The following is a 14395-nucleotide window of genomic DNA, read 5'->3' as shown; positions in this document are numbered from 1 at the left end:
CAAATCCTTTTCTTAATTCAATTCACGACCGGGTGGCATAGTCGGCCAGCACGCGGGTCATGCGGGCAAGCACGTCCTTCAATGCTTCGTAACCGGCGTTCCGCTCGCGCGTCGCCTCGTCCATGTAGAGCTTGCGGTTGATCTCAAACTGCACACTGTGGCGACCATGCGCCGGGTTTGAATAGGCCGTGACCAGTTCGGCGCCCCGGAAAGGCCGGTTCAAGGCGACGTCCAGCCCCTCTGCTTTCAGCGTCTCTGCGATCAGCGAGACAAATTCCTTCGACGCGGACGTGCCGTGAAGATCCCCAAGGCAGATGTCGGCTCGAACCGTCCCGGCTGGATCGGAGGAAATGGCATGGCCGACCGCCGTCATGGAATGACAATTGAGGTGATAGACCCTCCCGAAGCGGGCATAGACGGCGTTGAGCAGTTCGGACAAATGATGGTGGTTGCGTTGCCAGTAGCGGTAGATGCGCTCTTCCGCCTCGGCAACGCTCATGGGCGCGGCATACATCGGCTCGTCGCCCCAGGCGAAGCGCCACATCAGCCCCATACCCCGTTTCGCGGTCGCGCTGTCGCGCGTGGGGTGCGGCCACTCGCCTGCCACCAGCTGTCTATCCATGTCGAGAAGCGAACGATTCACGTCGAGGAAGCTGCGCGGGAAATGAGCCTTGAGAAAAGGGGCGCCAACCGTAGACGCTGACTCGAACAGGTCATCCACGTGCGTGTCCGCGGCAACCCTGACCCGTTCCACCGAAACAGCAGGGTGAAAATCCGCAGGCATCTCCAATCCGCTATGCGGGCTGTCGAATACCATGGGCACCAGCGGTGCCCGTGGCGCGACCAGCGAAAGCACGCCCTCCACCGTTACGTCCTGAAATTCACCGAATATCGTCTTCATCCGTTTTTTCCTTCTTCGCCGGCCGCGTTCAGGCGCAGGTTCACCTTGTCCACCGCCAGCGTTATGTCGCCGAGCTTCTCGCCGTCGAGCAGTCTTTGCATGGTCCGGGCAACGCGAGCTTCCCGGGCGATGCAGGTGGCGGCAATCTCCGCTGCCTCGTCTGCCGGCAAGACGACGACACCCGAAGCATCACCCAGAACGATGTCGCCCGGCAGCACCGGCACACCGCCGCAAGCCACGGGGCGATTGAAAGTGCCTCCAAGATCGAGCTGGCGGGTGGTGACGGACGAGACACCTCGGCACCATACCGGCAGCCCTTCGGCCAGAATTTCCGCCACATCGGTGCAGGGGCCATCGATGACGACGCCCACGACCCCTGCCAGGCGTGCCGCCCGCGCGACCGCTCCGCCAAGGCAGGCGTGGCGGCTGTCGCCGAGCCTGTCGATCACCAGCATGTCACCGGGGCGCAGATGGCTCAGCGCGTAGTGCAGCAGAGTGGAGCACATGGCCGGCAGGGCAAGCGTGACTGCCACGCCCGCTCGCGCTTTCTGGTGAGGTGTGACGGCCTGAATTTTACCACTCATGAAACCCGTATGGCGCAGATGGCCGATGCTAGCGGTCTCTATCTTCTCCAGCGCGGCAAGAACCTCGCGCGGCACGGTCGCGGGCATGGGGCCGATGCGCAATTCAGTCATGGCTTTCTCCTTGCTGCCGAACGTCGGGCCGCGAGGCCGCCGGACGGACGGCATCACGCGGGTCGAAACCGGCCAGATGGTGCATGAGCCGAGCGGTATGGCGAACGATATGGTCGCAGATCGCCCTGCCCTTTTCGGCGCTTGCCAGGGAAGCCAACCCACCGAGCATGCCTGCCGGGTCGACCTCCGTGCAATCGAGCGGTATCTGCACCGGCAGTCCCTCGAAGCGACTGGCCGAAACGCCGCCGATCGGCAAACCGAACACGCTGCCGCGCGGGCCGGGGTCGCGCATCGCGCCGAAGCGCACGAGATCCGGAAAAAGGTGCATATAGGCGGAGGTCATCGGCTCGCCGCCATGGCCGCGCACGCGGCCTGCATCCTCATTATAGAGAGCGCTCCACAGGTGATCCGGTACGCTCTGCCAGATGTTGAGAGAGGGAACGAGCACACCGCGCTGGCGCCGAACCTTGCGGCAAACCTGGTCGATCAGCGGCGCATTCGTGGTGTGCCCGTTGAAGATCAGTAGCCTTTCGTGCCCATGATCAAGGAAGGAAGCGAGAATATCCTCCAGCACGGCAGTGAAGGTGGAGGCACGCAACTGGATACCGCCCTTAATCGTGCGGAAGAATTCGGCATGCCCGAAGGGCAGAACGGGAGCCGTGAGGCCGCCACCCGCCCGTGCACTCATTTCCGCCACCATCTCCGTCAGCATGAAATCGCCCATCGGCGCATGTGGCCCCTGCTCTTCCTGCGAGGCCAGCGGGAGCAGAATGACAGCGGGCCGCTCCATCCGCCGGGCAAACTCCTCATGGGTCATGCGGGCGATGGCGACCCGCTCGCCCTCACCCTCTTCGAGCCGGCCCTCAACCATGCTGCATCTCCCTTCGCGCATCCACCCCAGCCGCGGGGCGACCGAGCAAATCCGGCAACACCCGTTCGGAAGAATTGACGTTTACGCTGCGCGTGAGGCGCAGCAGGCCATTGCTGAAATGCAGCCGCACCGTGTCGCGGAAGGCGGTTTCGACGAAGATCCAGTCCATTTCCAGCACGATTTCGTCCGCAACGCTCGTCAGCCAGCGCGCGCAGGCCAGAATGCGAAGACCCGCATCGGGCTGATAGGAATGGTGAAGCCGGGCGCCGGGCATGGTCGTCGTCGCCTCAAGGAAATAGCCGAAACCCGCCAGCACTTCATGCACGCCATCGGCGTCGCGAAGGATAAAGCGCAGTGCGTTTGCCTCCTGCGCGATGGATATGCTTTCGGCTCCCTGATCGTTCGGTTGCATGCGCCAGATGCCACAGAACGGTCCAGCTGCCGGGTTGGGGCGGGCAATGCCTGGGCGGGTCTTGAGCCGCAGCCCGGCCAGACGGGCCTCCAGCGTTTCGCCTTGGCCGGAGACATCAGCAACGCCGGCGCCGAGCGCGGGTCGCAGACCGTCATAGATCAGCGTATGCACGCGGCGGTCGCTATCCTCAAGCCCGCCGGTAAAGGCCACGACCGTCTTTTCCTCAGGCAGTACGATGCAATATTGCCCGAACAGACCGTTGGCGGAAAAGCTGCCATGCGGGCCGCGCCACCATTGATAGCCATAGCCCTCGCGGCGACTGGCGGATTGGCCGTCGCCGGCCTCCTCCGGTCCCAAATAGTGATCGCCAGTGAAAACCCCGAGCACCACATCGCAGACCTGCAGGCCGGTGGCCGCTCGCACCCATTCACGCGGCAGAAGCTGGCGCCCCCGCCATATGCCTTCCTGAAGGTGCAATATGCCAAGCTTCAGCATGTCCTCGCTGGTGCAGCTCAGACCATTGCCGCCGGTATTGACGCCATCGGTGCCGGTGTCCCAGGTCATGTTCTGCGACATGCGCATCGGGCGGAAGATGCGTTCGGCAAGATAATCCTGGATCCTCCGCCCGCTGACCCGTTGCACAATGGCCGAGAGCATGTAGCTTGCCGCACTGTCATAGACGAACACATCGCCCGGCCGATACGGCGTGGACTGCCGCAGAAAATCCTCGATCCAGCTGGAACGCATCCGCCGCCACGACCCGCCGGAGATGCCGCGCGCACGGCCGCTGGTCATGGTGAGGAGATGGCGTACCGTCATGGCGCGCAGGTTCTCCTCCTTCGGGCCGGAATAATCCGGGAAGAAGCCCAGCACGGCATCGTCCACCGACAGCAGGCCGTCGGCCACTGCCAGTCCCACCGCCATGGAGGTGAAGCTCTTGGTCACGGAGTGCATCATATGCGGTCGCCTGGCCCCGTAAGGCACCCAGTAGGCGTCGGCGATCAGCGCGCCATCTTGCCAAACGAGAAAGCTGTGCAGCTCGATATCCTGGCGTTCGATATCGTCGAGCAGGGCGAGCAATATCGCAGGGTCCGTGCCGCGCGATTGCGGGGTGGCGCGCGGCAGATCCGTGGTCATACTGGTATCTTTCATTGCAATGCTTCCGCCAGCGCTCCGTCCGCTTGTGCGAAACGCCAGCTCAGCGAAACGCCGGTATCCGTGCGGGTGAGGGTGGGAATGGCCGAAAGCAGCGCGCGCGTATATTCGTGTTGCGGCGCGACAAAGATGGCGTCGCGTTTGCCTTCCTCGACGATAACGCCGTCGCGCATTACCACCACGCGATCGGCAAGCTGCTCGACCACACTGAGATCGTGGCTGATGAACAGGCATGAGAAGCCATGGCGCCGCTGGAGATCGGCCAGCAATTGCAGCACCTTGGTGCGCACGGTCACATCGAGTGCGGAAACGGCCTCGTCGGCGATCACGAATTGCGGCCGCCCCACCACGGCACGGGCAATCGCTACGCGCTGGCGCTGGCCGCCGGAAAGCTCGTGCGGGTAGCGGTCCAGATAACGCCCGTCCAGCCCCACCTCCTCTAGAACGGCGCGCACCCGTTCCGCCTTTTCCACCCTGCCCGCTTGGCGGTCGTGGCGAAGAGCTTCGACCACGATCTCGCGGATCTTCATGCGCGGATCGAGCGAGCCGAACGGATCCTGAAAGATCATCTGGCAGTTCAGCCGGTAGTGGTGCCAGGCGGGAGAACCAGGCTTCACGACCTTGCCGGCAAAGAAGATGCCGCCGGACGAAGCAGGAACCAGCCCGGCGATGCAGCGGCCGAGCGTCGTCTTGCCCGAACCTGAAGCACCGACCAGCGCCACGATCTCACCAGAGCGTATGCAGAGGTCGATTCCATGCAGCGCTTTCTTGATGGTCTTGGGCGCAAGCAGGCCCGCTTTCGTACGGTACTCTACCTCCAGTCCCTTCACCTCCACGACGGCAGACGCCGCCTGATCGATGATGCGCAACGGGCCTCGCATCGGCATGGATTGAAGCAACTCACGGGTATAATCGTGGCGAGGCCGGGAAATGATCTCGGCCACCGGCCCCTGTTCGACCACCTCGCCCTGACGCATAACGATGATGCGGTCGCAATAACGCGCCACCATCGGCAGGTCATGGCTGATCATCAATAGAGCGGTTTTCTCGTCGCGCACCATTTCCAGCATCAGCTCCAGCACCTCGCGCTGCACCAGCGCGTCGAGCGCGGTGGTCGGCTCGTCGGCAATCAGCAGCGACGGTTTGAGCAGCATGGCGGAGGCCAGCATGATGCGCTGGCGCATGCCGCCGGAAAACTGGTGTGGGAAGGCCCGGAACGCAGCTTCGGGATCACGAATGTCCACCCGGCGCAAAATGTCGAGAATGCGTTCGCGCCGCCTTGGCGCATCCAGCCGCGCATGCAGCTTCAACGGTTCCTCGAGCTGCCTGCCGATGGTCATGGACGGGTTGAGCGAGGTCATCGGTTCCTGGAATACCATGCCAAGCCGTGCCCCGCGCAAGGCGCGAACCTGCTTGCCGGTCATGGCGGGTACGGAGCGGCCTTCGAAACGGACATCGCCCCCGGAAATGCTGATGGCAGGCGGCTGGAGGTTCATGAGGCTGCGCGCCACCATGGTCTTGCCCGAGCCGCTTTCGCCGACGATGCCGACGATTTCTCCGGCATCAACACGAAAGGAAACATCGCGGACGATCTGGTGATCCGATAGTCCACGCACGGACAGGCTGAGGCGGTCGACTTCAACGAGAGGCTGGTTCATCGCGTTACAATCCTCTCATGCGGGGGTCGAAGCGGTCGCGGATGGCATCGCCGAACAGGTTGATGCCGAGCAGGGAAAGGGAAATGCAAAGCCCGGGGAAGATGCCGAGCCACATGGCCTCGGCTATATGCGGACGTGCGCTGGCCAGCATGTTGCCCCAGGTGGGAGCCGGTGGCGGCACCCCGAGACCGAGGAAACTCAGCGCGCTCTCGGTGAGAAGTACCGAACCGAACATGGAGGTAGCAAGCACGATGACCGGTCCCAGGCAATTGGGCAGGATGTGGCGGAGCATGGTATAGGCGGCCGAATTGCCCATGATGCGCGACGCGTCGATGAATTCGCGCTCGCGAAGCGAAAGCACCGAACCACGCACCACCCGCACCATGGAAGGCGTGTAGGCCATGCCGAGCGCCAGGATGATGCCGTACATATTGGCTCCGGTAATGGAAAGCAGCGCCAGCGCCAGCAGCATGCTGGGAAAGGCCAGCAGCGCGTCGTTGAGCGACATCACGACGCGGTCCGTCCAACCGCGGGCATAGCCGGCGATCACACCGAGCGTGAGGCCCGCCAGCAACGCGAAGAACACCGTAGTGAGGCTGATTGAAACGCTGGTTCCTGCCGCCGCCATGAGGCGGGAAAGCAAGTCGCGGCCAAATTCGTCGGTTCCCAGCCAGTGGGCAGCACCCGGCGGCTGCAATTTCGAGCGCAGATCGATGCGCATCGGATTGAAGGGCGTCCAGAAACGCCCGATGAGCGCGGCGCCGAGGAAACAGGCCAGGGGCGCGCCACCAAGGATATAGTTTCGTTGATGGCGTTTCATTCCGCAGTCACTCTCGGGTCGAAGAGGGGGTAAAGAAGGTCAACCACCAGATTGACGAGCAGATAGGTGAGCGCCACGAACAGAAGGCAACCCTGCACCACCACGTAATCCCGGGCATAGATGGAATCGACGATCAGCCGCCCAAGACCCGGGATGGTGAACACCGTCTCGACCACGGCAACACCGCCGAGAAGATTGCCGAGAATAAGGCCGATCAGCGTCCAGGTCGGGCCGAAGGCATTGCGGGCGGCATGGTGCAGAAGCACCGCGCTTTCGCTCATTCCCTTGGCGCGGGCATGGGTGATGTAGTCCAGCCGCAGCACGTCCAGCGTCGAGGCACGGGCCATGCGCACGATGATCCCCACCTCGTGCAGCACCAGGGTCAGGACCGGCATGACCAGATAGATCAGTCCGGCAACCGGATTGTCGGCAATAGATACATAGCCCAGAACCGGCAGCCAACCGAGCTTGAGGCCGAAGACGAGCAGGATCATCAGGCCCAGCCAGAAGGTGGGGACGGACAGAAGCAGCGTCGACATGGACACGATGGCAAGGTCGAGACCGCCGTTCTGCCGCCAGGCTGCGGCCATGCCGAGCGGCACGGCGACGAGAACGGACAGGCCGACCGCGATCAGCACCATCTGCGCACTGGTCGCGAAGCGGTGCAGCACAAGGTCGAGCACCGGTTGACCGTTCAGGACCGATCGGCCCAGATCGCCTTGCACCACGTCGCCGAGCCAGATCGCGAACTGAACTGGCACAGGTCGGTCCAGGCCCATGGCCTTGCGCGCTGCGGCCAGCGCATCGGCATCGGCGAGATCGCCAAGCATCAGGCTGGCCGGATCGCCCGGGATAAGACGGATGAGGCCGAATACCGCCACGGAGACGATGAAAAGGGTGGGAATTGCCGAGAGCAATCGGGTAAAGGCGAATTTCAGCATGGTCGGTATCCGGCAGCCGTTCTCATTTGCGGCGTTCGACGCCCCAGAAGCGGGCGAAGCCCTGCCAGGTGCGGTAACCTTTGACCTTCGGGCCGGCGACGCCGACATCGAGACCATTGGCCAGCATGACCAACGGCGCCTGATCGAGGAAACGAGCGTGCAGGTCGTCAAAGATTGCCTGCCGTTTCGCAGGGTCGGCCTCCTGGAGCGACTTGTTGACGAGCGCGCTTGCCTCGGTATCGTCCCACACGGTATTGGCCTTCTTGGCCTTGGAGCCGACGACCGTCTGATAGGCGAGACCCGGATCGGTGCGGTTGGAATAGTTGAAGGCCATGATCTGATACTTGCCGCTGTTGAAGCGGTCGAGCTGGCTCGCCCATTCCAGCACCTCGATCTCGGCATTGATGCCGACGGACTGAAGCATGGCCTGCGCGATGATGGCTGTGTCGTAGTTGATGGCCGAGCGGCGATTGGTGAGAATGGTGATCTTCTCGCCCTTGTAGCCTGCTTTCTGCAGCAGCCCCGGAACAGCGGAAGGGTCGTAGACATAGCCCTTGTCATGCGCGGCGGTATGGTAAAGGGAGCCGGAAGCGACGAGTGAATTGTTGGGAATGCCGAGGCCGTAGGTGACGGAATCGACGATCTGCGGCGTGTCCAGCGCGGCAATGACGGCGTGGCGCATCGCCACGTTCGACATCAGCGGGTCGGTCGTCTGGAACAGCATGGTCACCAGGCCGCCATGCGGCGCAGCTACGATCGTGAAACCCTTCTCATCCTTCAGTTTTGCAGCCTCGCCTGGCGGCAGGTAGGGCAGAACGTCCAATGCGCCGCTGCGCAGGCCTGCCACGGCCGTCGCCGTATCCGGCACGACCACATACTTCACCTCGTCGAGCAGCACTTCCTTGCGTCCGCCATAACCATCCGGCTTGTCGCCGGTGATGGAGTAATCCGCGAATTTCTTCAGCGTCAGTCCCTCGCCGCGCTTCCATTCGCCGAAGACGAAGGGGCCGGTAGCGACCGGAGCCTTCCAGCTCCCGTCCTCGTTGAAGGAGGAGCGGTGAACGATGCCGGTGGAGCCGCATTGCGCCTGCGCCATATAGTTCAGGAACATCGCGTCCGGACGGTCGAGCGTGACGACGACGGTATGGTCACCGGCCGCCTTGATGCTCTCGACCTTGGCATCGCGACTGCCGTCGAAAAATGTCTTGCAGCTGAATTCCGGGTCGCGGATCAGTTTTTCGAGGCTCCATTGCACGTCGGCGGCGGTCATTGTCGCGCCATTGTGGAATTTCACTCCTTCGCGCAGTGCGAACGTATATGTCTTGCCGTCCGCGGAAACGGTCCAGCTTTTGGCAAGCATCGGGCGGATTTCGCCCTTGTCGCCCGCTGCAACCAACCCCTCCACGACGTTCAGCACGACGGAATCCGTGCCCGCGTCGCGGTTGATGCCCGGCTGGGAACTGCGGATATCGGCCGTGATCTGCACCGTCAGCGTATTGGCCGCAGCCATGCCGGGAAGAGCCAGGGCTGCGGAAGACAGGAATGCGCGCAAGATTGATCTCGGCAGTGACATAAGTTCACCCTCTTGTTTTATGATGATGTAAAAAACATTTCATATGCAAAAAGCATAGTCAAGCTTGTTTCAATGTGCATTATGAAAACATATTTCACTTGAAGAAGGGCCAGGCCGCATCCCTGCGGTCCCGCCCATCCATGGGAGGCCTCGGTGAAGCTTGATTCCATCGACCTGCGCATAATCGAGGCGATGAAGCACAACGGCCGCCTGACCAAGCAAGCCCTAGCGGAAGTGGTGGGCCTTTCGGCTACGCCCTCCTGGGCGCGGCTGAAACGGCTGGAGGCCAATGGCGTGATCACCGGCTATCACGCCCGCGTCTCGCGGCTCGCGCAGGCGCCGCGTGTGCGAGTTCTGATGGAGGTGACGCTGGCCAGCCACCGCCACGCCGATTTCAAGCGATTTGAGACTGCGGTCGAGGCGATACCGGAGACCATCTCGTGCTGGTCGGTTGGAGGTGGGGTCGACTATTTCCTCATGGTCGAAACCGCCGACATCGACAGTTACCAGCGGCTCGTGGATCGGCTGCTGGCCATGGAAATCGGCATCCAGCGCTACTTCACCTATATCGTGACAAGAGCGGTGAAGGACCGGGCGGACTGAAAACCGTCTCCAAATCAGACCGGACGGGCCGCACCCGGTCCGTCTTCGGCCCGATCTCGTGGCGCTGTTCTGCAATACTTGCAGCGTTCGACAAACAGCCGAGGACAAATCTGATGAGCGAGGCCCGACTGAGCCGCTGCGAAAGGCGGCATGCCGCACTCGACAGCCTGAGCGACCCTGGTCTACTGCGGGAGCTGTCTTATTCCAATGGACGCTGGATCGCCGGACCGAAGGACTTTGCCGTTCATGACCCCGCCAGCGGCCAGGCCGTGGCGCGGGTCACGGCCATCGGTGCAGAGGGCGTCCCCGAGGCCGTTTCCGCCGCCGCCGCTGCCTTTCCCGCCTGGCAGGCTTTGCTGCCGGAAGAACGCGGCGTCCTGTTACGCCGCTGGGCCGATCTCATTCGCGAGAACCGCGAGGATCTCGCCCGCATCATGGTGCTGGAACAGGGAAAACCACTCGCCGAAGCACGGGGCGAGATAGATTACGCCGCGTCCTTTCCAGCGTGGTATGCCGAAGAAGGATGCCGTCTGAACGTGGAGGGCGTGACCTCACATCTGGCGAATGCTGAAATGATCGTGCGGCGCGAGGCGGTCGGCGTCGTAGCGCTGGTCACGCCCTGGAACTTCCCTTCCGCCATGCTGACACGCAAGGCCGCCGCAGCGCTGGCGGCGGGCTGCACGGCCGTTGCCCATCCTTCTGGCGAAACGCCGCTTTCTGCACTAGCCTTGGCGGAATTGGCCGAGCGCGCGGGCATGCCTGCTGGCGTTCTGAACGTATTGACCGGTGATTCCCCGGAAATCGTGGGGGCGCTGTGCGACGATGCCCGGATAGGCGCACTGAGCTTCACCGGCTCCACCGCCGTCGGCAGGCTCATCGCGACACGCTGCGCACCTTCCATGACACGGCTGGTGATGGAGCTTGGCGGCCATGCACCCCTCATCCTCTTCGAGGACACCGATATCGGGCGCGCGGTCGATATTGCCATGGACGCGAAATTCGCCACCTCCGGACAGGATTGCCTGGCAGCCAACCGCATCTTCGTCCATCGCTCTATCGAACGGGTCTTCCTGGAACGGTTCGCCGCCCGCATCGCGGCACTGCGCGTGGGGCCCGGGCTCGACCCCGCCACGCAGATCGGCCCGCTGATGCACGAGCGGGCGATTGCCAAGGTGGAGGATCAGGTCGACGATGCGCTCTCACGCGGCGCACGTTGCCTCGTCGGAGGAGGCCGCCACGCCGCCGGACCGCTGTTCTACACCCCCACCCTTCTGGCGGATGTGCCGGACGACGCGGCCATCATGCGCGAAGAAACCTTCGGCCCGGTCGCCGCCGTCACCGTGTTCGACACCGAGGAGGAGGCAGTTCGTCGCGCCAACGACACAGAGTACGGCCTCATGGCCTATGTGCTGACGGAAAACGGCGCGCGGCAATGGCGCATGGGCCGCGCCCTGCAATTCGGCATGGTCGCCATCAACCGCGTGAAAATCACCGGCGGTCCGGTGCCGTTCGGCGGCTGGAAACAGTCCGGCCTGGGTCGCGAAGGCTCCCGTCACGGCATCGAGGCCTTCACCGAACTCAAATATCTCTGCATCGATACGGCCGCCCATGACGGCCCGGAAAGGAAGCGCGCATGAGCGACGGCCGTAACGACCTCACCGCCTGGGACCGAAACCACCTGTTTCATCCCTCCACCGCCATGGGTGCACATGCACGCGGGGAAAGCCCGACCCGCACTATCGTCAGTGGCGAAGGTGTTTACATCACCGACACGGCAGGTCGCCGCAGCCTGGATGCCTTTGGCGGCCTCTATTGCGTGAATGCGGGCTACGGGCGCCAGAAAATCGCCGAGGCCATAGCCGAACAGGCCCGTTCGCTGGCCTATTACCATGCCTATGCAGGTCATGGCACCGAGGCTTCAATCACGCTGGCGCGCATGATCGTGGAGCGTGCGCCGCCCAACATGAGCCGCGTCTATTTCGGCCTCTCCGGTTCCGACGCCAACGAGACCAACATCAAGCTGATCTGGTACTACAACAACATCCTCAAGCGGCCGGAAAAGAAGAAGATCATCTCGCGCTGGCGCGGCTATCACGGCTCCGGCATCATGACCGGCAGCCTGACCGGGCTGGAAGCCTTCCAGAAAGCCTTCGACCTGCCGCGGAGCCCCGTCCTGCACACCGAGGCGCCCTATTACTTCCGGCGCGAGGACCGTAGCATGGGCGAAGCCGATTTTTCCGCCCATTGCGCCCGCAGGCTGGAGGAACTCATTCTGGCTGAAGGACCGGATACGATCGCCGCCTTCATAGGCGAGCCGGTTCTCGGCACCGGCGGCATCGTGCCGCCGCCGCAGGGCTATTGGCAGGAAATCCAGGCGGTACTGCGCAAATACGATATCCTGCTGGTGGCCGATGAGGTGATTACAGGTTTCGGCCGTCTGGGGACGATGTTCGGCTCCCAACACTATCGCCTCGAACCGGACCTCATCACCATCGCCAAGGGGCTCACCTCGGGCTATGCGCCGCTTTCCGCCAGCATTGTCGGCGAAAGGATGTGGAATGTGCTGGTTGAGGGCTCGGATCAGCTCGGCCCGATCGGCCATGGCTGGACCTATTCAGCCCATCCCATTTGCGCCGCCGCAGGCATTGCCAACCTCGAACTGATCGATGAAATGGGATTGGTGGAAAATGCCCGTGTGACCGGAGCCTATTTCCGCGAGGCGCTGGCACAGGCACTCGGCGATCACGCCAATGTCGGCGACGTGCGCGGCGAGGGCTTGATGGCTGCCGTGGAACTGGTCGAAGATCGCGACGACCGCCGCTTCTTCGACCCGGCGCGCAAGATCGGCCCGTCCGTGGTGGCTGCCATGCTGGAGCGCGGCGTCATCGCCCGCGCCATGCCGCAAGGCGACATCATCGGGTTCGCTCCGCCGCTCTGCCTCACCCGCGAGGAGGCCGATCATGTCGTGTCCGTCACCGCCGATGCCGTCCGGCAGATGCTCGGATAACGACCGCTAAGCACCGATCCATCACCTCCTCCTTCTGAGATCAACAGCGTGATACGATGACAACAATCCCTCAGCACAAATCGGCCGTCTGGCTTTCGGGCCCGAACGTCCCCGCCGCCGAAATCGCTGCCGCGATCGGCTACACGTCCGCCGTGCTCGATGTCGAGCATGGCAGTTTCGATCTGGACACGCTCGATCGTTTCATTCCCCTGCTCAAGGGACTGGGTCTCGAAGTCCTGGCAAAAGTGCTCGCACCGGAGCGCGGTCCCGTCCAGCAGGCGCTAGACTTCGGCGCGGATGCGGTGGTCATTCCGCATATCCTCGATGCCGCTCATGCCGAGAAAGTCTGCGCCTTCGCAAAGTTCCCGCCGACGGGCGACCGCAGTTTCGCCGGCGGCCGGACCGTGGCCTATGGCAGTCCCGACGATCAGTGGTTCATTGATCAGGACAATCGCACCAGGTGCTACCCGATGATAGAGCACGCCGGGGCACTGCGGGATGTCGCCCGGATCCTGGCGCTCGACACGGTGGCGGGTGTCTTCGTTGGGCCAAGCGATCTTTCGCTGCGCCGCGGCCGCCGCTCGTACAAGCGGGACGAGGCCGATTTCGCCGATCTGCAAACCATCGCGGATGCGGCAAAGGCCGCCGGCAAGCACTGGCTGCTACCCGCCTGGTCTGTATCGGAAAAGCAGTTCGCCCTTGCGAACCAAGCCCATACGCTCGTGCTGACGATGGAACACGGTGCCCTCGCGCACGGCCTCAGAGACGCCTGGAGCACCACGGCGGAGCTCCTGAAAACGACACCCTGATGCTTGTGCCTGACCAAAAGGAACCCTTACAATGAAAGTCCCACTGGTCCAATTGAACTCGCAGAACGACAAGGTCGCCAATCTGTGGACCGCAGCCATGCTTGTCGAAAACGTCGTCAGGGCCGAGAAGCCGCAGCTTGTCGTATTGCCCGAATATTTCGCCTTCCTGGATGACGACCCGCACGCCATGCATGCCAGCGCTGAGACCTTCCCCGGCGGAGAAACCCATGTATTTCTGTCCTCGCTTGCAGCCCGGCACGGAATAACGTTGCATGCCGGCTCGATCGTCGAAAAATCCGGGGAGCATTTCCACAATACGTCCCTGGTCTTTGGGCCGGACGGCGCGGAAATCGCCCGTTACCGGAAGATCCACCTTTTCGACGTCGATACGCCGGAAGGTATCAGCTATCGGGAGTCCGACTCCGTCACGCGCGGCAGAGACATCGTCACCTACCGGATCGGCGACCTCAAGGTGGGCTGCGCGATCTGCTACGATATCCGCTTTCCTGAATTGTTTCAGGCGTTGCGGGACCGTGGAGCGAACCTCATCGTACTGCCGGCCGCCTTCACCCTCTCGACAGGCAAGGATCATTGGGAGGTCCTGGCGCGGGCGCGGGCGATCGAGACACAGACCTATTTCCTGGCCGTCGGACAGACCGGCTCCCACGCGGCGGGCAGAAAGGCGTGTTTCGGACATTCCATGGTCATCAATCCATGGGGCCATGTGATCGCCCAAAGCCCGGATTTCGTTACGAGCGTCACGGCGACGCTTGATCTCGACTACATGAAGGCGGTACGGAGGAACCTGCCCGTGGCAGACCATTTTGTCCTGCGTTCCGAGAGCAGTCTTTGAACGGCTCACGCCAGCAAGGCCACCGGGGCTTTACCCTCAGCGTCCCAGGCCGGCGCGCATTTGATCGAGGCCTGCCTGCCTTCCCTTCCTCCGTCAG

Annotated in this window: 13 protein-coding genes; 5 read left to right on the top strand and 8 right to left on the bottom strand. The window is 62.9% G+C overall.

The genetic code is table 11. The features are described 5' to 3' along the window. Positions 1-22 precede the first annotated feature (22 nt). From PMI07_RS09885 to PMI07_RS09850, 8 genes are read right to left on the bottom strand one after another with little or no spacing between them, the layout of a single operon-like run. On the bottom strand, positions 23-901 hold the full coding sequence (locus PMI07_RS09885) for an N-formylglutamate amidohydrolase (protein ID WP_007766922.1): 879 nt from the start codon (positions 899-901) through the stop codon (positions 23-25). Next, on the bottom strand, positions 898-1596 hold the full coding sequence (locus tag PMI07_RS09880; protein ID WP_024163703.1) for a dimethylmenaquinone methyltransferase: 699 nt from the start codon (positions 1594-1596) through the stop codon (positions 898-900). Before PMI07_RS09880 ends, PMI07_RS09885 begins: the two co-directional genes overlap by 4 nt. After that, a complete protein-coding gene (locus PMI07_RS09875; protein WP_024163702.1) occupies positions 1589-2467 on the bottom strand; it encodes a creatininase family protein in 879 nt (292 codons plus the stop codon). The genes PMI07_RS09880 and PMI07_RS09875 overlap by 8 nt, the downstream gene beginning before the upstream one ends. Beyond that, entirely contained in the window at positions 2460-4016 is a 1557-nt protein-coding gene (locus PMI07_RS09870) for a serine hydrolase (RefSeq protein WP_245277118.1), read from the bottom strand. Before PMI07_RS09870 ends, PMI07_RS09875 begins: the two co-directional genes overlap by 8 nt. A gap of 11 nt (positions 4017-4027) precedes the next feature. Continuing rightward, the gene (locus PMI07_RS09865) at positions 4028-5692 is read right to left on the bottom strand and encodes an ABC transporter ATP-binding protein (RefSeq protein ID WP_007770513.1); all 1665 of its coding nucleotides are present in this window, start codon (positions 5690-5692) and stop codon (positions 4028-4030) included. Between the two features lie 4 nt (positions 5693-5696). Next, complete coding sequence (locus PMI07_RS09860) at positions 5697-6512, bottom strand: ABC transporter permease (RefSeq protein WP_007770515.1); 816 nt, start codon at positions 6510-6512, stop codon at positions 5697-5699. Continuing rightward, positions 6509-7453, bottom strand: coding sequence for an ABC transporter permease (locus PMI07_RS09855; protein ID WP_007770517.1), 945 nt, complete (start codon positions 7451-7453; stop codon positions 6509-6511). The genes PMI07_RS09860 and PMI07_RS09855 overlap by 4 nt, the downstream gene beginning before the upstream one ends. Positions 7454-7475: 22 nt before the next feature. Next, entirely contained in the window at positions 7476-9005 is a 1530-nt protein-coding gene (locus PMI07_RS09850) for an ABC transporter substrate-binding protein (protein WP_245277117.1), read from the bottom strand. A gap of 174 nt (positions 9006-9179) precedes the next feature. On the opposite strand from PMI07_RS09850, the gene PMI07_RS09845 reads away from it, so the two are divergent. The 5 genes from PMI07_RS09845 (at position 9180) to PMI07_RS09825 (ending at position 14298) form a co-directional block, all read left to right on the top strand. Continuing rightward, on the top strand, positions 9180-9629 hold the full coding sequence (locus PMI07_RS09845; protein ID WP_024163701.1) for an Lrp/AsnC family transcriptional regulator: 450 nt from the start codon (positions 9180-9182) through the stop codon (positions 9627-9629). 113 nt (positions 9630-9742) lie between these two features. Continuing rightward, positions 9743-11266: an NAD-dependent succinate-semialdehyde dehydrogenase gene (locus PMI07_RS09840; RefSeq protein WP_007773334.1), complete on the top strand. Its 1524-nt coding sequence runs from the start codon at positions 9743-9745 to the stop codon at positions 11264-11266. Further along, positions 11263-12636, top strand: coding sequence for an aspartate aminotransferase family protein (locus PMI07_RS09835; protein WP_024163700.1), 1374 nt, complete (start codon positions 11263-11265; stop codon positions 12634-12636). The genes PMI07_RS09840 and PMI07_RS09835 overlap by 4 nt, the downstream gene beginning before the upstream one ends. A gap of 56 nt (positions 12637-12692) precedes the next feature. Next, entirely contained in the window at positions 12693-13445 is a 753-nt protein-coding gene (locus PMI07_RS09830) for an aldolase/citrate lyase family protein (RefSeq protein ID WP_007752188.1), read from the top strand. Between the two features lie 31 nt (positions 13446-13476). After that, the gene (locus PMI07_RS09825; protein WP_007752185.1) at positions 13477-14298 is read left to right on the top strand and encodes a carbon-nitrogen hydrolase family protein; all 822 of its coding nucleotides are present in this window, start codon (positions 13477-13479) and stop codon (positions 14296-14298) included. Positions 14299-14395 lie beyond the last annotated feature (97 nt).

Source organism: Rhizobium sp. CF080 (assembly GCF_000282095.2).
Classification (GTDB): domain Bacteria; phylum Pseudomonadota; class Alphaproteobacteria; order Rhizobiales; family Rhizobiaceae; genus Neorhizobium.
Note: the sequence above shows the minus strand (reverse complement) of the source record. Positions and strands in the feature narration are given on the sequence as shown.